This window comes from Pseudomonas sp. 22082 (assembly GCF_052046055.1).
In the GTDB taxonomy this organism is placed as follows: domain Bacteria; phylum Pseudomonadota; class Gammaproteobacteria; order Pseudomonadales; family Pseudomonadaceae; genus Aquipseudomonas; species Aquipseudomonas pharyngis.
Map to the genome: position 1 here is coordinate 149,501 of NZ_JBQEQB010000003.1, position 21,462 is coordinate 170,962.

Below are 21,462 nucleotides of genomic sequence, written 5' to 3' on the forward strand. Positions count from 1 at the left end.
ATCTGCGAAGCCCGGACATCTGAATGGCCAATGCTTGCGAGAGAAATCCTCGTATGGCGCCTCGTTCAGTTTCGGCAACGCTGTTTGACGGGGGCGGGAAGATTCGCCGCGAGCACCCCGTGCATCGTCGGTATTCAATGCCCGCGGCTGCTGCGAATCAACTCATAGGCCCGGCGCACCAGCGGATTGATCGTATTGGAACGGATCCACAGGTAGTAGGTGACGTCCGGCAAGCGGGGCAAGCCATCGCTTTCCCCCAGTACCCGCATATCCGGGCCCAACATTTCCATGCTTCTGGCGGTGACGCCAAGACCTGCGCGCGTCGCCGCTTTGATGCCAATCAGGTTCGATGCGAGATAAGCCTGACGCCAGGGAATGTTGGCGCGCTCCAGGGCCTCCAGGGCATACCGTCGATAGATACTCGGTTCGTCGACCAGAATCAGCGGCAACGTCTCGCCGGGGTTATGAATGAACTGCGCAGAGCAAATCCACCATACCGGCGAGGTGCGTAACGCAAAACCTTCCAGATTGGGCGCTTCGCGGGTGGAGATCACCATGTCGATCTTGCCCCGTTGCAGATCGTCCATGAGAAACGGGCTGCGGCCGACATCGATCTCCAGGCGCAAGCGCGGAGCCGAACGCGCGATGTGGCTGAGGATCGGGGGCAGGATGGTGTCGGCGATGTCATGGGGCGAGCCGATACGCAGCACGCCGCTCAAGCTGCTTTCGCGCAGGGAGTTCAGCGCATCATCGTTGAGTGAAAGCATCTGCCGGGCATGGCGCAGCAACTGCTGTCCGGCTTCCGTCAGCTGCTTTTGCCGCCCGCGCTTTTCGAACAGGTTGACCCCGACCTGTTGCTCCAGGCGCTGCATGTGCTGAGTGACCGACGACTGGGTGCGGGCCAGTTGCACGCCGGCCTCGGCAAAACTGTGGTGATCGACCACGGCAATGAACGTGCGCAGCAATTCGAGATCGAGGATCGTCATAGGCAGGTTTTATATCAAAGGGACGAACTTAAACATTACATATCTTTATGCATTTGAAGGAAGTTTTTTCTCTTGATGTTCTCTTAAGTCAATAAATCCACGATTATATGCGTTTGGTAAAAAAGTGACGGCGCCTGAGTTATAACGATATTAGATATTTGTATTTCCGTTATGCCGGTGCTGTCAGCAGGATGCCCCTCACTGGATCGGGGTTTGCCGATCAATCACGAGGGGAAAACCATGTTGTCCGATCGCGCGCCTTCAAAACGTTTTTTGCCCCTGATGCTGGGCGCCTTCATATCGCTGGCCGCCAGCACCGCTGCCCTGGCTGATGCGACGCTGGACAAGATCGAGCAACGTCATGTGCTGGTGGTCGGCGTGCTGTTGTCAGGTGGCCCCTTTGGCGGGATTGATCCTGCCACACAGAAACCGCGTGGTTTGAACGTCGAACTGGCCGAGGAACTGGGTCGGCGGCTAAGCGCCGAGGTGCAACTGGTGCCGGTATTGCCAGCCAACCGCGTGCAATTCCTGCAACAGGGCAAAGTGGATTTGCTGATCGCCAACATGGAATGGACGGCGGAGCGTGGTGAGATCCTCGGTTTTGTACCCACACCGTTTTATCGGGTTGGCGGTACTGCAGCCGTGCTGAAGGACAGCAAGATCGCTCGTTGGGAGGATTTGAAAGGGCAACCGGTCTGCACTTCCCAGGGCAGCAGCTACATCAAGCCGCTCACTGAACTGGGCGTCGAGTTGAAAGCTTTCAAAAGTTCATCGGAGTCCTTGCTGGCACTGCGTGGCAACAACTGCGTTGCGGCAGTTCATGACGCCACCCTGATCAATCCGTTAATCGCCGACAGCGCCGAGTGGCGAGGCTACCGCGCCATCACCCCGGAGCTCAATCCGGCGCCATCGGTGATCTGGACACGCCGTGGTGAAAACGATACTCAGGCCAGGCTCGACCCGATTGTGAAGGAACTGCACCGCAGCGGCTGGTTGATCGAAGCCCAGACTCGCAACCACATCACCCCCGCGTCACCGGCGCTGGTCGAACTGCAAAAACAGTTTCAAGCCAACGGGGCCTGAAATCCCTCCCTCAGAGTTTTCATCCGACCGTCGTGTCACTCGACGGTCGTTCAAGGTAGCCCTGCATGAAACGTCATTTTTCCGCTAAAGCCCTGACCACGTTTTGCCTCGGCGCCCTGGTTGCCATCGGCACCAGTGCCGTCCGGGCCGATGCCACGCTGGACAAGATCCGCCAACGCCACGAAATCAGCGTCGGGGTGATCCTCAGCGGCCCGCCGTTCGGCACCATAGATCCCAAGACCGGCGAGCATCTGGGTTACAACGTCGAACTCGCAAAGGGCGTAGCCAAGGCTCTGGGTGTGGAGGCGAAAACGGTGTCGGTGCTGGCGCCTAACCGGGTGCAGTTTCTGCAGCAAGGCAAGGTCGACATCCTGATCGCCAACATGCAGTTCACCGATGAGCGTGCGCAGATTCTCGACTACGTGCCGACGCCCTACGAGGAAGTGGGCGGGGCGGCGCTGATCCGCAAGGGCGCGGGCATCACTCGGTGGGCAGACCTGAAGGACAAGCCGGTGTGCGTGTCCCAGGGCAGCAACTTCATCAAACCGTTGCAGGAAACCTACGGAGCGCAGATCAAGGCGTTCCGCAGCCAGTCCGAATCGTTGCTGTCGCTGCGCGGCAACGGCTGCGTGGCGGCGGTGCACGTCAGCCCGACCATGCACGCCTTGCTCGGCGATACCGAATGGGCCGGTTATGAAATTCCGCTGCCCAATGATCTGATTCCCTCCAACTCGGTGATCTGGCTGCGCAAAGGCGAGCACGACACTCAGGCGAAACTCGACGCCATCGTGCGAGATTGGCACCGCAGCGGCTGGCTGATTGCGTTGGGCGAGCGCACCGGCATGGCGCCATCCCAGGCCCTGCGTGATCTGCACGAGCAGTATCGCAACGCTCAACCGCTGGCGTCGCAGCCATGAGTGAGGTTTTGTTTGCGCAGTTGCAACAACTGCTGGGCGAGCGTCATGTGCAGCGCAGCGAAGAGGCGAGCGCTTTTCTGACCGACAAGCAGGGGCGCTACGTGGGCGCGGTGATCGCAGCCGTGCACCCCGGCAATACCGAGGAAGTCGCGGCAGTGGTGCGGGTTTGCGCCGCTGCCCGCGCTCCAATCGTGGTTCAGGGCGGCAACACGGGCCTGATGGGCGCGGCGACGCCGGATGCCAGCGGGCATTCGGTGTTGCTGTTGCTCGATCGTTTGAATCGAGTGCGCGCAGTGGACACCGACAACGACACGCTGACCGTCGAGGCCGGCTGCATTCTTCAACACGTGCAACAGGTCGCCGAGGAAGCAGGGCGGCTGTTTCCCCTGAGTCTGGGGGCCGAGGGCAGTTGCACGATCGGCGGCAATCTGGGCACCAACGCCGGCGGCACGGCTGTCCTGCGTTATGGCAACACCCGTGAGCTGACCCTCGGGCTGGAAGTGGTGACGGCCGAGGGCGAGATCTGGCATGGCCTGCGTGGGTTGCGCAAGGACAATACCGGCTACGACTTGCGCGACTTGTACATCGGCAGCGAAGGCACCCTGGGCATCATCACTGCCGCAACCCTGAAACTGTTCCCGCTGCCCAAGGCGCAATCCACGGCCTTCCTCGCGTTCGATTCGCTGGCGCAAGCGGTAGGGTTTCTCTCCCATGCCCGCTCCGATTTCGGCGCCGGGCTTACCGCATTCGAGTTGCTCAACGCCGATTGCCTGGCGTTGCTGCGCGAGCAGTTTCCTGAAGCCCCGCAACCTTTTCTCGGCGCTGTACAGCCGTGGTTTGCGCTGCTCGAACTCTCCGACAATCGCGGTGAAGCACAAGCCCGCGAGGCCTTTGAAAGCGTGCTGGGCGAAGCCTTCGAGCAAGGCTTGCTGGCCAATGCACTGATTGCCGAAAGCCTGGCCCAAAGTCAGGCCCTGTGGTTGCTGCGGGAGAACATGAGCGAGGCGCAGAAGCGCGCCGGGCGCAATATGAAGCACGACATCTCGGTACCCATTTCCAGGGTCGTGGATTTCGTCGCCCACACCGATGCCCTGTTGCAGGTGCACTTTCCGGGCGTGCGGCACTTCACCTTCGGCCATCTGGGCGATGGCAACCTGCATTACAACGTCGCCCATCCGCTGCATTCGACCGTCGATGAACACATGGCCCATTACGCCGCGCTGAGTCTGCTGGTGCACGACAGCGCCCACGCCCATGGCGGTTCCATCAGCGCGGAACACGGGATCGGCCAGCGCAAGCGCGACATGCTGACGCGTTACAAAAGTCCGGTGGAGCTGGATCTGATGCGCCGTATCAAACAGGCGTTGGATCCGAACAACCTGCTCAATCCCGGCAAGGTCATTGAGGTGTCCCGCTCATGACGCTCCGTCTCTCCAGACGCGTGCAACGCGTCTCGCTGTCCGCCAACGCGGCAGCCAAATCCCGCGCGACCGAACTGCGTGACGGCGGTCGCGACATTCTCGACCTGACCACCGGCGAGCCGGATTTCGACACGCCCGAACATATCAAGCAGGCTGCTTGCGCAGCGATTGCCGCCGGCGCCACCAAATACACCCCGACGCCCGGCGTCAAAGGCTTGCGCCTGGCGGTGCAACGCAAGCTCGAGCGGGAAAACCACCTGAGCTATCCGCTGCCCTCGATTGTGATTGCCAAAGGTGCCAAGCAGATCATCTTCAATGCCTTTGCTGCCACCCTCGACGACGGCGATCAAGTGCTGGTGCCGGTTCCGTACTGGCCGTCGTTTCCGGACAGCGTGCGGTTCAACGGTGGCGAGCCGGTGTTCATCGAATGCCCGCTGGAGCAAGGCTGCAAACTCACGGCTGCGCAGCTGGAGCAGCACATTGGCGAGCGTACCCGCTGGCTGATTCTCAACGGTCCGGGCAATCCCAGCGGCGCGGTTTATACCGAGGCAGAATTGCGAGCGATTGCCACCGTACTGAGGCGGCATCCGCAATTGCTGATCCTGCTGGATGAACTCTACGAACACATTCGTTTCGACGACCGTCCGGCGCTGAATCTGCTGAACGTTGCGCCAGATCTGCAAGAGCGTTGCCTGCTGGTCGGCGGTGTTTCGAAAACCTATGCCATGACCGGCTGGCGCGTCGGCTTCGGCGCCGGGCCGCAGGCGCTGACAACGGCCATGACCGTGGTGCAATCGCAATCCACATCCGGCGCATCGTCCGTTGGCCAGGCTGCTGCGCTGGCGGCGCTGGAGGGTGGCCTGGGGTTTCTGCCGCCGCAGGTCGAGGCCTATCAGTTGCGACGGGATTTGCTGCTCGACGCGCTGCGCCCGGTGGAGGGTCTGCAGGTGCTTGAGCCACAGGGCGGCTTCTTTGCGTTTGTCCGCTGCGCCGGCTTGATCGGCCGATATCGCCCTGACGGGCAGCGGATGAGCAGCGACGCCGATGTCGTCGACTATCTGCTGGAGGAGGGCGTTGCCGGTGTAGCGGGCAGTGCTTATGGTCTGTCGCCGTGGTTCCGCCTGTCCATCGCCACGGCCACTGACAATGTCGTTGAAGCGGGACGCCGAATCGCACGAGCCTGCGCGCAGCTACGGAGCGAGCCATGACTCACTGGCTGGAGCTTTTCGTTCACTGGACGGCGGGGCTGGGTCTGAACTACAGCTTTCTTCTGGACGCGTACCAGCGCGGCACACTCGGGCAAGGCGCACTTACCACCGCATTGCTGTGTGCGTTCACCATCGTCGGCAGTTTGCTGGCCGGTGTCGCACTGGCGGCGATGCTGACATCGGGCAAGTCGTGGCTGGCGACACCGGCCCGAATCTTTGTCGAAGTCACGCGCAACACGCCGACGCTGGTGCAGCTGTACTGCGCCTTCCTGGTGTTGAACATGCTGCTGACCCAAGCGGTGGGTGCGGCCAATCCGCTGACACCGTTTGCCTGGGTGGTGATCGTGATCTCCCTGCACAAGGGCGCGTTCCATGCCGAAGCCCTGCGCGCCGGCATCGAGGCGGTGCCTGCGGTGACACTGGAAGCGGCCAGTTCGCTGGCTTTCAGCAGCCGGCAGTTGTTGTGGAATGTGCAGCTCCCGCTGGCCCTGCGTTTTGCGCTGCCCTCGCTGATCAACAACCTGATCGACCTGGTGAAGATGACCGCCGTGGCGTCGGCCATTGCCGTGGGCGACATCACGTACGCGGCGATCATGATCTGGACCCAGAGTGACAACGTGCTGGAACTGATGATCCTGATCCTGAGTTTTTTCGGTCTGCTGAGCTTTATCGTCAATTGCGTGGGGCGCTACCTCGAAGCGCGCCTGAGGATGCCCGGTTATGGCCACTGAATCGACCGTCACTGCAATGACGGCCCTGCCGCGCCGACACTTCGGCAAGCTGTTGATAGTGGCGGGCATCGCACTGGCGCTGCTGTATTTCAGCGCGCAGAGCCCGGTGCTCAAGGCCTTGCTGCAATGGTCGCCGGCACTGGCGGCGGGCTTCGCGCAGAACATTCTGATCAGCCTGGTGGCCATCGGGCTGGGTTCGCTGCTGGGGTTGCTGGTAGGGGCTCTGGCCTTGTCGCCGTTGCGCCTGATGCGTCTGCCGGCGCAAATCTGGGTGCAGGTGTTTCGCAATGCACCGTGGCTGGTACTGATCTATTTCACCACCTACGTGTTTCCGTTCGAGATCCGTATTGCCGGCACTTACGTGGCGTTTCCGGACTGGGTCAAGGTCACCCTCGGCCTCGCGCTGCCGGCCAGCGCCAACGTCGCGGAGATCTTTCGTGGTGCCGTGGCGTCGATCCCGGCCACGCAATGGGAAGCCGCTCGTTCGCTGGCTTTCACGCGGGGGCAGATCTTCCGCTCGATCATCCTGCCGCAGTGTTTCAAACGCATGCTGCCGCCGTGGATGAACCTGTACGCGGTGATCACCATGGGCACGGCGCTGGCTTCGCTGGTGGGCGTGCATGACGTGATCGATACCGCACAGATCGCCAGCAATACCGTGAACATGACCGGTTTTACCGTGGTGATCTACTTCAGCCTGCTCGCGCTGTTCTTCGCCTACTGCTACCCGATATCCCGACTCACCCGACGCCTGGAGCGACGTTATGCCTTCTATTGAAACCGGCGGCGAACCGCTGGTCCGCCTGCGGGATTTGCACCTGTCGTTCAGTGGCAACCCGGTACTCAAGGGCATTGATCTGGAGGTGCATCGCGGTCAGGCGGTGTCGATTATCGGCCCGTCGGGTTCCGGCAAGTCGACGATTCTGCGCTGCATCACCGGGTTGTTGCAGCCCCAGCGCGGCAGCATCCGGGTCGGCGCTACCGACGTCCACACCCTGACGCAGGAAGCACAGCGCATCCAATTGCGCAAACGCGTGGGGTTCGTGTTCCAGCAGTACAACCTGTTCCCGCACCTCTCGGTGCTGGAAAACCTGGTGGTGGCGCCACGCAAGGTATTGGGGCGCAATCGGGTCGACGCCGAGAAAGACGCGCGCGCCTTGTTGGCCAAAGTGCGTCTGGAACACAAGGCCGATGCCTATCCCGGCCAACTGTCCGGCGGTCAGCAACAGCGCGTGGCGATTGCCCGTGCCCTGGCGATGCGCCCGGAATTGATCCTGTTCGATGAAGTGACCTCGGCCCTCGATCCGGAAACGGTCGGCGAAGTGCTGACGGTGATTCGCGAACTGACCGAGGAAGGCATGACCTGTGTGCTGGTGACCCACGAGATGCGGTTTGCCGAGGAAATCAGCGATGTCGTCTATTTCACCGAGAACGGGGTCATCGTCGAGCACGGCAGCGCCGCGCAGATTTTCCAGCACCCCGTTAGCGAACGAACCCAGACCTTCTTGCGCCACGCCCTGGGCGATCCGGGCCGGCGCGCGGCGCTTGCCAATGATCCTTATCTGTTGACCAACCTCAGCCGCTACAGCCTTTCCGTCTGACCCCGAGGAGATATTAATGAGTACCGTGAACCGTGCCGATGTCATCGAGGACTTCCTGAAGAAAGTCCGCGTCATCCATCAACGGGGCGTCGACCGCGCTGCGCTGGACGAAATCGTCAGCCTGCTGGAAACGCTCGCCGAACGCCGCGACCTGTTCAACTTCGATGAATTCCCGGCGCCGGTGCCGGGGCAGGGCAGCACCGCGTTCCGCTACCGTCTCAACGATGACGGCGACACCCCGACGCTGTACCTGAACTCGCTGCTGCCGGGCAAAAGCACCATCCCCCACAACCACGAGACCTGGGCAATCATCAGTGCCATCGAAGGCCAGGAAATCAACTACGTCTATACCCGCAGCGATGAGGGTCGCGAGCCTGGTTTCACCACGTTGCACCTGCAAAAGGAAGTCATCGTGCAGCCCGGCACCTCAATCTCGTTTTTGGGTGAAGACTTGCACGGGATTCGTGTCGATGGGGAACAGCCGACCCTGCATTTCCATTTGTACGGCTTGCCGCTGGAATCCCTCAACGGGCGTTACGGCGTTGAGGCCGACGGGCGCATTCTCAACTACAACGCCTCGCAAATGGCGCCGTCGATCAAGGCCTACGCATGATCGATCTGTATTACTGGCCGACCGGCAACGGTTTGAAAATCGGCATTCTCCTGGAAGAACTGGGGCTGGAGTACCGCGTGCTGCGAGTCAACATCCGTGAGGGTGAACAGAAGCAGGCGGCATTCCAGCGCATCAGCGCCAACGGGCGGATTCCTGCGATTGTCGATCATGCGCCTCACGGCTTGATTGAACCGCTGAGCCTGTTCGAATCCGGTGCCATCCTCAATTATCTGGCCGACAAGGCCGGGCGATTCCTGCCCGCGGCGGGCACTGCCGAACGTCAGAAGGTGCAGGAATGGTTGTTCTGGCAAGTGGGGCACGTCACGCCATACCTGAGTCAGTTGCAGCTGTTCAAGGAGAAGGCGCCGCAACCGCAGGCGTTTGCCCTGGAACTGCTGGCGGGCGAGGCGGCGCGCTTGTATGGCGTGCTGGAGCGACGGTTGTCCGAAGTGCCCTGCGTGGCCGGTGATTATTCCATCGCCGACATGGCGATATTCCCGTGGATTCAGCCGCAGCGACAGGGGCAGGAACTGCAGGACTTTCCGCACATTCGGGCCTGGCGCGAACGCCTCAAGGCGCGCCCGGCCATCCAACGTGCGTATGCCAAGGGCCGCGACGTGGCGGCCAGTGAACGCGCTCTGGCGCTTCAATAATTTTCTTTCGAGCGCAACCCCATGAGTCAGATCGTAACCCCAGCGCAATTGCAGCAGTGGCTGTTCGACGGGCAGGAAATTGCCCTGTTCGATGTGCGTGAACATGGCCAGTATGGCGAAGCCCATCCGTTCTTTGCCGTCAATCTGCCTTATAGCCGGCTGGAACTGGAGGTTCGGCGACTGGCGCCCAACCCTCAAGTGCGACTGGTGATTCATGACCAGAACGGCGGCGATGTTGCCACGCGCGCCGCGCGGCGCCTTCAGGCGTTGGGGTATGACCGCGTGCATATCCTTGAGGGCGGTGCCGATGGCTGGCAGGCCGCCGGTCATCAGTTGTTTGCCGGCGTGCATGTGCCATCCAAGGCATTTGGCGAATTGGTCGAAGAGGTCAATCACACGCCCCATGTCACCGCGCGACAACTGGCCGAATGGCAAACCCGAGGCGAGCCTCTGGTGCTGCTCGACGGCAGGCCGTTCGATGAATACTACAAAATGACCATTCCTGGTTCCGTGTGCTGCCCCAATGGCGAACTGGGGTATCGCATCCATGACCTGGTGCCTGACGAAGACACGCCGATCGTGATCAATTGCGCCGGTCGTACCCGCAGCATTATCGGTGCGCAGACCCTGATCAACCTCGGATTGAAGAACCCGGTGTATGCCTTGGAAAACGGCACACAAGGCTGGTATCTGGAGGACTTCGAGCTTGAGCACGGCAGCACCCGGCGTTATGCCGAGTCGGTGACCGCAGCGCCATTGACCACACAGCGCCTGGCGGCTGCCCGACTGGCCGAAAGAGCCGGCGCAGAGACAGTGACGGCTGCACAGGTCGAGCAATGGGCCGGCGATGCTGATCGCAGTCTGTTTTTGTGTGATGTGCGCACTGCCGAAGAGTTTGCCGCCGGCAGTCTGCCGGGCGCGCAACACACGCCAGGCGGTCAGTTGGTTCAATCGACCGATCTGTATGTCGGCGTGCGCCAGGCGCGACTGGTGCTGATCGACAGCGATGGTGTCCGCGCCCGGATTGTCGCGAGCTGGCTGCGTCAGGCGGGGCATGAAGCCTATGTGCTGGCAGGTGGTGTGAGCAGCACGCTGTCGCTACCGGAAAGCGATGGGGTCGCCCACGAAGCATTGCCGCTGATCACGGCGCAGGCGCTTTCCGATGCACTGAAGGATGACGCCGTCGCGCTGATTGATCTGCGGCCGAGCATGACTTATCGCAAGGGCCACATTGCCGGGGCGCGCTGGTCGATTCGCTCCTTGCTCGCACAACACGTGGCGGGCGAGCAGCGGCCGCTGGTGCTGTTGGCCGAGGTTGCCCAACTGGCTGCGCTCGCCTCACAGGAACTGCCACAAGCTCAGCGCGCGCAGGTACGGCTGCTGGACGGCGGCCTTGATGCCTGGCGTGCGGCCGGTTTTGCCGTGCAGGAAAGTCCGGACGCGCTCTCTGATGAGCAATGCATTGATTTTCTGTTCTTTACCCATGACCGCCACTCCGGCAACAAGGACGCAGCGCGTCAATACCTGACGTGGGAAATCGGTTTGCTGGCGCAGATGAACGCCGACGAAATCGCCAGTCTCAAACCGTTGCAGGTGCAGGCACGTCCGGGGTCGCACGTGCATACGCGGCTGGTGCATTCGGCACTGGCCCAGGGGGCCGGTGGCCGCGCAGTCAATGTGCCGGTGACTCGCTTGAGTACGGTGTTGTTCGACAACCTGGCGCAAATGCGTGACGCCCGTGCTCGTCGTGATAGCGAGCGGGTGCTGAGTTATGGCGCGCGCGGCAATCCGACGGCGTTCGCCCTCGAAGACCTGGTCACCGAGCTGGAGGGTGGGTATCGCACGCGCTTGTACGGTACCGGGCTGGCAGCGATCGCACAGACGTTTCTTGCTTATCTGCGACCCGGTGACCATGTGCTGATCACCGACGCGGTATACGCGCCGGTGCGGCGCCTGGCACGGGAGTTTCTTCAGCCCTTCGGCATTGAAGTCAGCTATTTCGCGGCCGACGGCCGTGAACTGGAGGCCCGGCTGCAAGCCAATACCCGAATGGTCTACACCGAAGTGCCTGGCTCGTTGTTGTATGAACTGTGCGACTTGCCGGCCATGGCTGCCCTGTGCAAACCGCGAAGTATCCTGCTGGCTATCGACAATACCTGGGGCTCCGGTTACCTGTACCGTCCCTTGGCGCTCGGTGCAGATATCTCGATCATGGCACTGACCAAATACCTGAGCGGCCACAGTGACGTGGTCATGGGCAGCGTCTGCACGACCGAAGACGCATGGCCCGCACTGGCGGCCATGAGCGACAGCTTTGGAACGACCGTCAGCCCTGACGACGCGTATCTGGTGCTGCGTGGCGCTCGAACGCTCGCGTCACGACTGCAAGTGCATGAGCGTCAGGCTCTGGAAGTCGCCCACTGGTTACAGGCACACCCGCAGGTGAAGCAGGTGTTCCATCCGGCCTTGCACGATCATCCCGGCCATGCCTTGTGGCGCCGGGACTTCACTGGCAGCAATGGTCTGCTGTCCTTTGAATTGCGTGAAACGGACGCCGCGTACGTGGAACGCTTCATCGATGCGCTGCAACTGTTCGGATTGGGGGCTTCCTGGGGCGGTTTTGAAAGTCTGATCACCGTGGCCGATACCGGCGATCGCGACAGTGCGGCGGATCGCTTATTGAATCCGGTGTTGCGCTTGCACGTCGGCCTGGAGGATGTCGCCGACTTGATTGAAGATTTGCAGCGCGGGTTTGCGGCTTTGGAGAGGGATCAAGGTCGTGCCGTTTGATGTTCGCTCACTCAGTGAGGGGGCTCTGAGGTGGCGCCTGCATGGGCGCGGAACACTCCATCAAAACCGGGCTGAGTCTGCTGCTGGACGTCAGCCCGTCGATGAGTCGATCACGCGTTGACCGGCACGGCTTTGGGCCTGCGATACAGGATCGTTGTCGGTGTGCAGCACGTCCAGCCGTCGGCACGCAGCAATACCAGATCGCTTTGAAAAGCACCTCCGGAAAACCGGGCGGGAGGGCCTAAGCTCATTCCAAAAAGATATTTATTTAATCTTTTTAAGATCGTTTAGCTTTTAGCAAAGGAAACGTGCAGCGCCTCGCTTGCGGCGTTTGTTTTGCCTCAGGCCGACCCCGTTCGCGGTCGTTGTCTGAGGCTCCTGTCCATTTTTTCTACCCTGGTACGGCCACACATCAGGCCGTCAACGGTTTGTTGCCCGGAGCCCTCGTGACACTTATTCAAACCTCTTTGGCAACGGTACAGGTCGACTTGCCTGAACGATTGGCCCCACCCATCGACGATAGCGCCGAGGAGGGCGATGTTGTCCTCGAACTGCGAGGCGTCACTAAAGCTTATCTGCGCAAAGGCGGATCGCCGTTGCCGGCTGTCAACCATGTCAGCTTGAAGGTTCGACGCGGCGAAGTGCTGTGCCTGATGGGCACCTCCGGCAGCGGCAAATCGACCTTGCTTCGCCATATCAATCGTTTGATCGAACCCACCAGCGGTGAGGTCTTGATTGAAGGTCAGGCTATCAGCGGCCTGAGCCACAAAGCGTTGCGGGATTTGCGCTCGCGGCGAATCGGCATGGTGTTCCAGCATTTTGGTCTTTTGCCCCATCGCACGGTGCTGGACAACGTTGCGCTGCCTCTGGAGTTGCGCGGCGAATCCGAGGCCGTCCGGCACGCAGCGGCCACCCGACAGTTACAGGCGATGGGCCTGGAGGGATGGGGCGAGCATTATCCCCACGAGTTGTCCGGCGGTATGCAGCAACGGGTCGGACTTGCGCGGGCATTGGTGACTGATCCGGATATTCTCCTGATGGACGAGCCTTTCAGCGCACTGGATCCGACCATCCGGCGAGACCTGCAAAGCCACTTTTTGGCCTTGGTACGCGAGCGCGGGATCACCACGTTGCTGGTCACCCACGATCCTGCCGAAGCGGTACGTCTCGCTGACCGGATAGCGGTATTGCGCCAGGGACGTCTGGTGCAGTCGGGCACCCCGAAACAGCTGCTCGAGACGCCGGCCGATGCTGAGGTCGCGGATTTTTTCCGCGATTGCCTTCCAGCCGCACCGGTGTTGCACGATGCCGGTGGCGCGGTACGTCAGGTTCCCGAAACGGCACCAAAGGAGCAACCGGTTCAGCCGGGCTTGCGCGGCTGGCAAGCCCTGTTGCTCGGGCCGGCAGCGCTGGCGGCGCGGGGCCGAGGCGGGTTGTTCTGGCTCGGGTTCGCCGCAGAACTCGCGGCCCTGGCCACTGCGGTGCAGGGCATTACGAGCGCATCCTGGATATCGGTCGTGGTGGGATTGGCCGTGCTGGCGGCCAGTCGTTTCACCGCGTATTCACTGGGCCGTCAACCGGTGCGGCGCGCCGTTTCGAGTTGGACGTTGCCGCTGGCGGTGCTGCTGGTCAGTCAGGCATTGGTGATCTGGCGGGTGTTGACGCCCGATACCACCCAGGCGCTTTTGCAGTTCCCGGCCAGCCGCCAGGCGCTATTACTGACTGCACAGAGTGTGGATGACTTTATCGGTTGGTCACAGGTGACGTTCGAGAGCGCTTTTGTCGGCGTGATCGTTGCGGTTCGCACGGTCATTGAAGGAATCGAATCCCTGCTCGGTTGGCTGCCCTGGCCGGTTTGCGCGCTGGCGCTGGTATTGCTGGCATGGCGCTCGGCGGGCCTGGCCCTGGCGCTCACCAGCAGCGCAGCGTTGTTGTATATCGGCCTGTTCGGGTTTTGGGAGCGGACAATTGCCACGCTGGCGCTGGTTGGTTCGTCGGTGCTGATCGCACTGGTGATCGGCGTACCCACCGGCATTCTGCTGGCGAAGCGGCCATTTGCCCGCAGGCTGCTCACGCCTTTGCTGGATGTCATGCAGACCCTGCCGACCTTTGTCTATCTGATTCCCGCTGTGGCGTTCTTTTCGGTAGGCAGGACCCCGGCGGTCATTGCAACGGTGATTTTTGCCCTGGCACCGATGATTCGTCTGACGTCCCTGGGCATTCAGGAAGTCCCGAAGGATGCCGTGGAAGCGGCAATCGCCCATGGAGCGAACCCTTGGCAAACCCTGGTGAAGGTGCAACTGCCGCTGGCGCGAAGATCCCTGTTGCTGGGGATCAATCAGACCATTGTCATGAGCCTGTCGATGGTGGTGGTTGCTGCCCTGATCGGCGCTGGAGGACTGGGTTACGACGTCATGACGGCGTTGCGCAATATCAAGGGCGGCGAGGGCGTGCTGGCCGGCGTGGCGATCGTGCTGTGTGCATTGATCCCCGATCGAATCATTCAATCGAGCTTGCGCAAGCAAGACCATCTGCATAACTGAACAGTGAGACTTATCGTGACAAAACATCTATTGCGTAACCTGAGCGCGGTTGCAGTGCTGGCTTCCCTGATCGTGCCGGCCAGCGTGATGGCCAAGGACAAAATTGTCATTGGCGAGCAGAACTGGACGGGGGCTATCGCCATTCAACACATTTTGGGTGAGGTGATCAAAACCCGTCTGGACGGTGATGTGTCGTATCTGGCCGGGGACGTGCCGGTGCTTTTCAGTGCGGCGGCCAAGGGCGACGGTTCTGTGGATGTGCTGACGGACATCTGGCTGCCCAATCAGTCGGCGGCGTGGGCCAAGTACGTCACCGGCGGCACCCGCTCACTGGTGCCCAACGCTCACCCTTATGCCGGCGAACAAGGCTTCTACATTCCCGGTTATCTGCAAGACAAGTACGGCGTCAAATCGATCTACGACCTGAAAAAACCGGAAGTGGCCAAGCTCTTCGAGCCAGTGGGCGGCGGCAAGGCCGAACTGCTGGTGGGGCCGGCGGGCTGGGAGTCGACGTATATCGGCCAGATCAAGGCCAAGGATTATGGCTTCGCCGATAAATTTGAGTCCGTGTCGACGGAAGCCTCGGTGACTTACGCCAAACTGGCCTCGGCTTACAAAGCGCAACGGGGCGTGGTGTTCTACGCTTACACCCCTGACTGGATTTTCTCGGCCTATGATCTGCGTCGCCTGGAAGAGCCCGCGTTCGATGGCTACGCCCAGGACAACAAAAAAGAAGATCCTCTTTACAAGGCGGATGGCTGCTGGAAATTCATCAGCCCGACCGTCGATCCCGACTGGCTGAACAAGAGCCACATCACCTGCGCCTTCCCGGATGCCAAGGTGTACGTCCTGGCTTCCACAGCACTGCAAAAGCGCGCGCCGAAAATTGCCGAGTTCCTGCACAACTTCTCCATCGACCCGGCACAGTTGAACGGACTGATCCAGAAGATCGAAAAGGAGAAACAGCCAGCAGACGTCGCCGCCAAGGCCTGGGTTCAAGCCAACCCTTCTACTGTTGACCAGTGGTTTGCAGGGCAGGCGCAGCAAGTGAGTTCAGCCCAATGACCAGAGCGAACGTACGTGTACTCGATGGTGGCATGGGGCGCGAGTTGAAGCGAATCGGCGCGCCGTTCCGTCAACCGGAGTGGTCGGCCCTCGCGCTGATCGAAGCGCCCGAGTATGTGCTGCAGGCGCATCAGGCGTTCGTGAAAGCGGGCGCCCGAATCATCACCACCAACAGCTATGCGGTGGTGCCTTTTCATATTGGCGACGAGCGATTTGCCGAGCAGGGAAGAGCGCTGGCTGAGCGCGCCGGACGACTGGCGCGGCAGGCCGCCGGCGAAAGTACCGATCCGGTCACCGTGGCCGGGTCGTTGCCGCCGGCACTGGGGTCGTACCGGCCGGATCTGTTCGATCATCAGCGTTCAGTAGCTATTCACCGCGAACTGATTGCCGGATTGCAGGCGCACGTCGATGTGTGGCTGGCCGAAACGCAAAGCTCCATTGCTGAAGTGCGTGCGGTGGTCGAAGCCCTCGGAACGAATCCCGCGCCACTCTGGGTGTCATTCACGCTGTTGGACGAAGAGGGCCGGGAACCGCGATTACGCTCAAACGAGGCCGTTGCCGATGCGGTTCGCGTGGCGGCTGAGCTGGGGGCCAAGGCGGTGCTCTTCAATTGCAGCCAGCCGGAAGTGATGGCCGCGGCCTTGATTGAGGCACGCGCTGTGATTGAAAACCTGGATCATCCTGTCGAACTGGGGGTTTATGCCAATGCTTTCCCCCCTGTCAGTGCCAAAGCCGAGGCCAATAGCGATTTGTTGGACATTCGGCGCGATCTGGGCCCCGAGTCCTATCTGGACTGGTCGAAATCATGGGTTGCCGCAGGGGCCAGCATTGTCGGCGGATGCTGTGGGATCGGCCCGGAGCATATCGCCCAGTTGCATTTGCACCTGCACTATCAAAAGGGTGAGGAGGCCGCGCATGAGTGATTTTCCAGGCGACGTTCTGTCAGAGCAGGCGACATTCGGTGCCGGCTGTTTCTGGGGGGCGGAAGCCTCATTCCGGGCATTGCCGGGTGTGCTCGACACCCGTGTCGGGTTCGCGCGGTCAGACTTGGGCGACGCCACCCTGATCGAAGTCGTGCAAGTCGACTTCGACCCCCGACTCATTTCCTACAGCCGTCTCGTCGAGCACTTCTGGACACTGCACGATCCAACGTCAGTCGACCGGCAGGGTGCGGACGTCGGGGCGAAATACCGTTCCGCGCTGTTTTTCAACAGTGCCGAGCAGTCCCGACTGGCACTTGTCGCCAGGCAGCAGCTGGATGCCAGTGGCCAGTTGGGCAAGCCAGTGGCTACGGTGATCCTGCCACTGGGTGAATTTCAAAAGGCGGATGAAGAACATCAGCGCTACCTTGAAAAGCATGGTGGCCGCGCCTGTTCCATTTGATGCATAGGCAACGCTTTTGCCGTCTGGGCCGGGGCGTTGCAATTGCTCGGCGAGGTACAGGTCACTGGGACGCGGATCGATCTGCGGAAAAGGTGCCGTTTCAGCATTGCCGATTCTGGCGACCAGGTTGTCGGCTTGACGGCCGCTTTGGAGCCAGATGGCGTAACCGTCGAGAAAGCCAGAATCGCCTCGCAATAGAAAGCCTGGATCGCTCGCAGGTGCGCCACAGCCATGTTGTACGCAGGGTGCCTGAGGCGGCCGAATCTCGCTTGGCTGACCTGGACCTTCTGTTGGTGCAGCGGCAGGCCCAGATTGAGGAGCTCCAGCAACAGCGTGATTTCTTTAAGCGTGAACGGCACGATGCCCAGGGGCAAAATCAAATTCTCCAACAGGAACTCCACTTGCTACGACTCAAGGCCGAGCAGGAGCGAATCAAACAGGAGAACTATTTGCGTGGCGTTGAGGATCGGGCTCACCGCGAGGTTGATCGGGCCCGGGAGGAGGGGACAGCCGCAGTAAGCCAATCAAAAGTAGCCAGCCGCAGGTGCGACGACTTGCGACGTAGGTTGGAGTCGGCCCAGAGCGAGCTCAGCCAAGCGGAGCAACGTACTGCGGCGCAGTTGGCCCGCGCAGAAACTTTAGAACAACAGTTGATTCAGATACGCCAGCTGTCAGAGATCAAGCGCAAGCCGCGAGTCAGAAAAAACCGACATCAAGCAACCCTAAAGACTAACCGCAGGTGTCAGCTAGCGGCCATTAGAGAACCCTCAAAAGCGACCGCTATCGGCCATAAGCGGACGCTCGGAAGCGACTGCTATCGGCCAATAGGAGACACTCAGTCACTAACAGCCAAGTTTTCTGGCTCGCCAGAACGCCGTTAGAAAGTGAAAAATGGAGGTCAGTAAGATGGATCTATTAAGCCAGCCTGGCCCAGAATTCTTCTGCAGATAAGCTAATGGGGGCTTTAGGTCGAGTGAGGTGAATCTCTAACGGTATATCCCAGCTTTCGTCGAGAGCTCTGACCAGCCGCCCATCAGCCATTTCCTGCTCGGTCAGGCTTTTTGGTAACCACGCTACGCCCTTGCTTTCCAGTGCCATGGACATCAGAACCGCCGCAAGATGGCTGCTAAAAAGCGGCTTGAGGTGAAGGTAGTCTTCCTTGCCGTGGAGTCGGTGAGCGACGATACGGCCTAGACCGGATTCCTGGGTATATGCCAAATAAGGCAGTGTTTCCGGGGACGTACCCAACGTGGCAGAGGCACTCGCCAAGGGTATGAGCACATCCTCTCCAACTTTTTTCCCGGTGAACTGATCAGGGGCCAGCAAAGGTGGAACATCGGGGTGGCGATGGCAAAGCAGGAATTGAACCTGACCGTGTATCAGCATCTGCTCGCAAACGGCCATGCTGTCTGAATGCAGGCGTACGGCATCTATCGGCGCGCCATTTTCTGCACTTCTCAACCACCTTGGGAAGAAGGTAAATGACAAGGAATGAGTGGCTGCAAATTGCAGCGTTTTGGCGGCCATCCCAGCTACTTCCTGTGCCTCGGAGCGCATCCGGTACAAGCGTCTGGCAGCCTCCTGGGCGCTAGGCAAAATCTGTCTTCCAGCCTCGGTCAACGTCGCCCCCTGGGGAGTGCGTATGAACAATTCGACACCCATCCAATTCTCCAGAGCGCGGACTCTACGACTGAAGGCAGGCTGAGTAACGTGGCGCGCTTCAGCCGCCCGAACAAAGCTGCCGTATTCCGCAAGCGCTGAAAAATCCTCAAGCCAAACGAGTTCCAAGGGCAATGCCTCCTGTGCATAGGGCGCGGCATTAATAGCATTGGGCGGGTGTCATCGCAAAGCATAACGTGGGGCCACCAACAACAAGAGGAACCCGTCATGCGTATCGTAGACATCCGCGAAAAAACTGTTTCTATCGCTTCTCCCATTGCCAATGCCTACATCGATTTTTCGAAAATGACCTGCTCGGTCGTTGCTGTTGTCACGGATGTGATTCGCGATGGTAAACCTGTCATTGGCTACGGCTTCAACTCCAACGGTCGCTATGGTCAAGGCGCGTTGATGCGTGATCGCTTCCTGGCGCGAATCATGGAAGCTGATCCGGATACTCTTATCGACCATGAGAACAACAACCTGGATCCGTTCGCCATCTGGAAGACCCTGATGACCAACGAAAAGCCAGGTGGTCACGGCGAACGTTCAGTTGCAGTCGGCACCATTGATATGGCCGTGTGGGATGTCGTTGCCAAGATCGAAGGCAAGCCTCTCTATCGTCTGCTGGCTGATCGGTACCGTAACGGCGTGGCCGATGACAAAGTCTGGGTCTACGCAGCAGGTGGCTACTACTACCCAGGCAAAGACCAGACCAAACTCAAAGCAGAAATGCAGAGTTACCTGGATCGTGGCTACGACGTTGTCAAAATGAAGATCGGTGCAGTGCCACTGGACGAAGATATTCGTCGCATCGAAGCGGTACTCGAAGTGGTTGGGGACGGTCGTCGACTGGCGGTCGATGCCAACGGTCGCTTCGATCTCCAGACCGGTATTGCTTATGCGGAAGCCATCAAGAAGTACAACCTCTTCTGGTACGAAGAAATCGGCGACCCGCTGGACTATGCACTCCAGGCTGAGCTTGCCAATCACTACGAGCTGCCGATGGCTACCGGGGAAAACCTGTTCTCCCATCAGGACGCTCGTAACCTTCTGCGCCACGGTGGCATGCGCCCTGATCGCGACTTTCTGCAGTTCGACTGCGCGCTGTCTTACGGACTCGTTGAGTACATGCGCACACTGAAAGTGATGGACGAAATGGGATGGTCTTCCCGTCGCGTGGTTCCGCACGGCGGCCACCAGATGTCCCTCAATATCGCAGCAGGCCTGCACTTGGGCGGCAACGAGTCTTACCCCGATGTGTTCCAGCCTTTCGGCGGCTTCGCTGACGGAATCAAGGTGGAAAATGGTTATGTCGGTCTGCCTGATATTCCAGGTGTTGGCTTCGAAGCCAAATCCGCTTTGTACGCAGTCATGCGTGAGCTAGGCGAAGGCTGATTTCCCTCTATCTGTGGCCTCCTTCAGGGAGGCCGCAGAGTCAGGCGTCACCCACTGACGCCAAGCCACATGCCCATCACAAAAATAAAATGAGGTGCTTCCGTGGAAACTTCCAAGTCCCGCTGGTATAGCCAGCTGTATGTGCAGGTGCTGATCGGCATCCTGATCGGTGCAGCAATCGGTTACTTCGTGCCTGATATTGGAGCCAAGCTCCAACCCTTCGCCGATGGTTTCATCAAGCTGATAAAAATGCTGCTGGCCCCCATTATCTTCGGTACGGTCGTCGTCGGTATCGCGAAAATGGGCAGTATCAAGGAGGTCGGACGGATTGGCGTAAAAGCGCTGATCTACTTTGAAATTCTATCGACTATCGCCCTGGTCGTAGGCCTTATCGTGGTGAACATCGTCAAGCCTGGCGTCGGGATGAACATTAACGTCAACGCGCTCGATGGAAATGCTATCAGCAAGTACAGCCAGGCCGCGAGTGAACAAGGCGGTACAATTGATTTCTTCCTTAATATCATTCCCCACACGTTCCTCGGCGCATTCTCCAACGGCGTCATGCTGCAGGTCATTCTGCTTTCGGTCTTGATGGGAGTTGCCCTGGTTCAGATGGGCGAAACCAGCAAGCCGCTGATCAACACTATTGATTTGTTCCTGCAAGGCCTGTTCAAGATCGTTGCAATGGTCATGCGCTTGGCGCCGATTGGTGCGGGTGCAGGTATGGCGTTCACTATCGGCAAGTACGGGATTGGCACCTTGCTGTCACTCGGTCAGTTGCTGATCGCGCTCTACATCACCACCTTGATTTTCATTGTGGTGGTGCTAGGCACGGTGGCCAGATGGTCAGGCATGCCACTCATGCAGTTTCTCCGTTATTTCAAGGACGAAATTCTCATCACCCTCGGCACCTGCTCAACCGAAGCAGTGCTACCACGCATGATGGTGAAACTTGAAAAACTTGGCTGCAAGAAATCTGTAGTGGGCATGGTGCTGCCAACGGGATACACCTTCAACGCAGACGGCACCTGCATCTACCTCACCATGGCCGCGATCTTCATCGCCCAGGCGACCAACACGCCACTGACCTTCGTTGATCAGATGATCCTGCTAGGCGTATTCCTGCTGACATCCAAAGGGTCGGCTGGTGTCGCGGGTGCGGGGTTTGTCACGCTGGCTGCAACACTCACGACCATCCACTCCATCCCTCTGGTCGGACTCGTTTTGCTTTTGGGCATTGATCGTTTCTTGAACGAAGCGCGGGCCGTGACCAACCTGATCGGCAATGGCATCGGCACCATCGCCATTGCCAAGTGGGACAACTCGTTCGATGTCGAGGCTTGCGAACGTGAGATCGCCGCAATGAAGCAAGAAAAGGCGGCAAGCAAGGCATCGCTGGCGCATAAATAAA

At 59.9% G+C, this 21,462-nt stretch carries 18 protein-coding genes and 1 pseudogene; 17 read left to right on the plus strand and 2 right to left on the minus strand.

Going from position 1 to position 21,462, the window contains the following annotated elements:
- Positions 1-134: 134 nt before the first annotated feature.
- Positions 135-986: a LysR substrate-binding domain-containing protein gene (locus ACTJK9_RS05005; protein ID WP_064596666.1), complete on the minus strand. Its 852-nt coding sequence runs from the start codon at positions 984-986 to the stop codon at positions 135-137.
- Positions 987-1,226: 240 nt separating this feature from the next.
- On the opposite strand from ACTJK9_RS05005, the gene ACTJK9_RS05010 reads away from it, so the two are divergent.
- The 15 genes and pseudogenes from ACTJK9_RS05010 to ACTJK9_RS05080 form a co-directional block, all read left to right on the plus strand.
- Entirely contained in the window at positions 1,227-2,069 is an 843-nt protein-coding gene (locus tag ACTJK9_RS05010; RefSeq protein ID WP_064596664.1) for a transporter substrate-binding domain-containing protein, read from the plus strand.
- Between the two features lie 65 nt (positions 2,070-2,134).
- Positions 2,135-2,986 (plus strand): transporter substrate-binding domain-containing protein, encoded by an 852-nt coding sequence (locus tag ACTJK9_RS05015; protein WP_440812594.1) that lies wholly within the window; start codon positions 2,135-2,137, stop codon positions 2,984-2,986.
- Positions 2,983-4,407 carry an FAD-binding oxidoreductase gene (locus ACTJK9_RS05020; protein ID WP_440812596.1) on the plus strand — a complete coding sequence of 475 codons (1,425 nt, stop codon included), beginning with the start codon at positions 2,983-2,985 and terminating at the stop codon, positions 4,405-4,407. The genes ACTJK9_RS05015 and ACTJK9_RS05020 overlap by 4 nt, the downstream gene beginning before the upstream one ends.
- Entirely contained in the window at positions 4,404-5,615 is a 1,212-nt protein-coding gene (locus ACTJK9_RS05025; protein ID WP_440812598.1) for an aminotransferase class I/II-fold pyridoxal phosphate-dependent enzyme, read from the plus strand. The genes ACTJK9_RS05020 and ACTJK9_RS05025 overlap by 4 nt, the downstream gene beginning before the upstream one ends.
- Entirely contained in the window at positions 5,612-6,346 is a 735-nt protein-coding gene (locus ACTJK9_RS05030; protein ID WP_064596656.1) for an amino acid ABC transporter permease, read from the plus strand. Before ACTJK9_RS05025 ends, ACTJK9_RS05030 begins: the two co-directional genes overlap by 4 nt.
- Positions 6,336-7,124, plus strand: coding sequence for an amino acid ABC transporter permease (locus tag ACTJK9_RS05035; protein WP_440812601.1), 789 nt, complete (start codon positions 6,336-6,338; stop codon positions 7,122-7,124). Before ACTJK9_RS05030 ends, ACTJK9_RS05035 begins: the two co-directional genes overlap by 11 nt.
- The gene (locus tag ACTJK9_RS05040) at positions 7,111-7,947 is read left to right on the plus strand and encodes an amino acid ABC transporter ATP-binding protein (protein ID WP_085646578.1); all 837 of its coding nucleotides are present in this window, start codon (positions 7,111-7,113) and stop codon (positions 7,945-7,947) included. Before ACTJK9_RS05035 ends, ACTJK9_RS05040 begins: the two co-directional genes overlap by 14 nt.
- 16 nt (positions 7,948-7,963) lie before the next feature.
- Positions 7,964-8,560 (plus strand): hypothetical protein, encoded by a 597-nt coding sequence (locus tag ACTJK9_RS05045; RefSeq protein ID WP_064596649.1) that lies wholly within the window; start codon positions 7,964-7,966, stop codon positions 8,558-8,560.
- Positions 8,557-9,213, plus strand: coding sequence for a glutathione binding-like protein (locus tag ACTJK9_RS05050; protein WP_440812604.1), 657 nt, complete (start codon positions 8,557-8,559; stop codon positions 9,211-9,213). The genes ACTJK9_RS05045 and ACTJK9_RS05050 overlap by 4 nt, the downstream gene beginning before the upstream one ends.
- 21 nt (positions 9,214-9,234) lie before the next feature.
- On the plus strand, positions 9,235-12,003 hold the full coding sequence (metC, locus tag ACTJK9_RS05055) for a cystathionine beta-lyase (protein WP_440812606.1): 2,769 nt from the start codon (positions 9,235-9,237) through the stop codon (positions 12,001-12,003).
- Between the two features lie 488 nt (positions 12,004-12,491).
- Positions 12,492-14,546, plus strand: coding sequence for an ATP-binding cassette domain-containing protein (locus ACTJK9_RS05060; RefSeq protein WP_440812826.1), 2,055 nt, complete (start codon positions 12,492-12,494; stop codon positions 14,544-14,546).
- A gap of 87 nt (positions 14,547-14,633) precedes the next feature.
- Positions 14,634-15,611 (plus strand): ABC transporter substrate-binding protein, encoded by a 978-nt coding sequence (locus tag ACTJK9_RS05065; RefSeq protein ID WP_440812829.1) that lies wholly within the window; start codon positions 14,634-14,636, stop codon positions 15,609-15,611.
- A complete protein-coding gene (locus tag ACTJK9_RS05070) occupies positions 15,608-16,534 on the plus strand; it encodes a homocysteine S-methyltransferase family protein (protein WP_440812608.1) in 927 nt (308 codons plus the stop codon). The genes ACTJK9_RS05065 and ACTJK9_RS05070 overlap by 4 nt, the downstream gene beginning before the upstream one ends.
- Positions 16,527-16,994, plus strand: coding sequence for a peptide-methionine (S)-S-oxide reductase MsrA (msrA, locus tag ACTJK9_RS05075; RefSeq protein ID WP_440812610.1), 468 nt, complete (start codon positions 16,527-16,529; stop codon positions 16,992-16,994). Before ACTJK9_RS05070 ends, msrA begins: the two co-directional genes overlap by 8 nt.
- A gap of 251 nt (positions 16,995-17,245) precedes the next feature.
- Positions 17,246-17,701, plus strand: a pseudogene (locus tag ACTJK9_RS05080) (DNA-binding protein); the annotation flags it as partial.
- 208 nt (positions 17,702-17,909) lie between these two features.
- Here ACTJK9_RS05080 and ACTJK9_RS05085 read toward each other — a convergent pair.
- Positions 17,910-18,782, minus strand: a complete 873-nt coding sequence (locus ACTJK9_RS05085) for a LysR family transcriptional regulator (RefSeq protein ID WP_064598756.1) — start codon at positions 18,780-18,782, stop codon at positions 17,910-17,912.
- Positions 18,783-18,881: 99 nt separating this feature from the next.
- Here ACTJK9_RS05085 and ACTJK9_RS05090 point away from each other — a divergent pair, with 99 nt between their 5' ends.
- Entirely contained in the window at positions 18,882-20,051 is a 1,170-nt protein-coding gene (locus ACTJK9_RS05090) for a mandelate racemase/muconate lactonizing enzyme family protein (protein ID WP_440812613.1), read from the plus strand.
- 102 nt (positions 20,052-20,153) lie between these two features.
- Positions 20,154-21,461 carry a C4-dicarboxylate transporter DctA gene (gene dctA / locus ACTJK9_RS05095; RefSeq protein WP_440812615.1) on the plus strand — a complete coding sequence of 436 codons (1,308 nt, stop codon included), beginning with the start codon at positions 20,154-20,156 and terminating at the stop codon, positions 21,459-21,461.
- The last annotated feature ends 1 nt before the right edge of the window (position 21,462 follow it).

Coding starts and splice junctions, on each gene's coding strand:
- ACTJK9_RS05005 (WP_064596666.1), bottom strand. CDS start 986: ATGACGATCCTCGATCTCGAATTGCTGCGCACGTTCATTGCCGTGGTC.
- ACTJK9_RS05010 (WP_064596664.1), top strand. CDS start 1,227: ATGTTGTCCGATCGCGCGCCTTCAAAACGTTTTTTGCCCCTGATGCTG.
- ACTJK9_RS05015 (WP_440812594.1), top strand. CDS start 2,135: ATGAAACGTCATTTTTCCGCTAAAGCCCTGACCACGTTTTGCCTCGGC.
- ACTJK9_RS05020 (WP_440812596.1), top strand. CDS start 2,983: ATGAGTGAGGTTTTGTTTGCGCAGTTGCAACAACTGCTGGGCGAGCGT.
- ACTJK9_RS05025 (WP_440812598.1), top strand. CDS start 4,404: ATGACGCTCCGTCTCTCCAGACGCGTGCAACGCGTCTCGCTGTCCGCC.
- ACTJK9_RS05030 (WP_064596656.1), top strand. CDS start 5,612: ATGACTCACTGGCTGGAGCTTTTCGTTCACTGGACGGCGGGGCTGGGT.
- ACTJK9_RS05035 (WP_440812601.1), top strand. CDS start 6,336: ATGGCCACTGAATCGACCGTCACTGCAATGACGGCCCTGCCGCGCCGA.
- ACTJK9_RS05040 (WP_085646578.1), top strand. CDS start 7,111: ATGCCTTCTATTGAAACCGGCGGCGAACCGCTGGTCCGCCTGCGGGAT.
- ACTJK9_RS05045 (WP_064596649.1), top strand. CDS start 7,964: ATGAGTACCGTGAACCGTGCCGATGTCATCGAGGACTTCCTGAAGAAA.
- ACTJK9_RS05050 (WP_440812604.1), top strand. CDS start 8,557: ATGATCGATCTGTATTACTGGCCGACCGGCAACGGTTTGAAAATCGGC.
- metC (WP_440812606.1), top strand. CDS start 9,235: ATGAGTCAGATCGTAACCCCAGCGCAATTGCAGCAGTGGCTGTTCGAC.
- ACTJK9_RS05065 (WP_440812829.1), top strand. CDS start 14,634: ATGGCCAAGGACAAAATTGTCATTGGCGAGCAGAACTGGACGGGGGCT.
- ACTJK9_RS05070 (WP_440812608.1), top strand. CDS start 15,608: ATGACCAGAGCGAACGTACGTGTACTCGATGGTGGCATGGGGCGCGAG.
- msrA (WP_440812610.1), top strand. CDS start 16,527: ATGAGTGATTTTCCAGGCGACGTTCTGTCAGAGCAGGCGACATTCGGT.
- ACTJK9_RS05090 (WP_440812613.1), top strand. CDS start 18,882: ATGCGTATCGTAGACATCCGCGAAAAAACTGTTTCTATCGCTTCTCCC.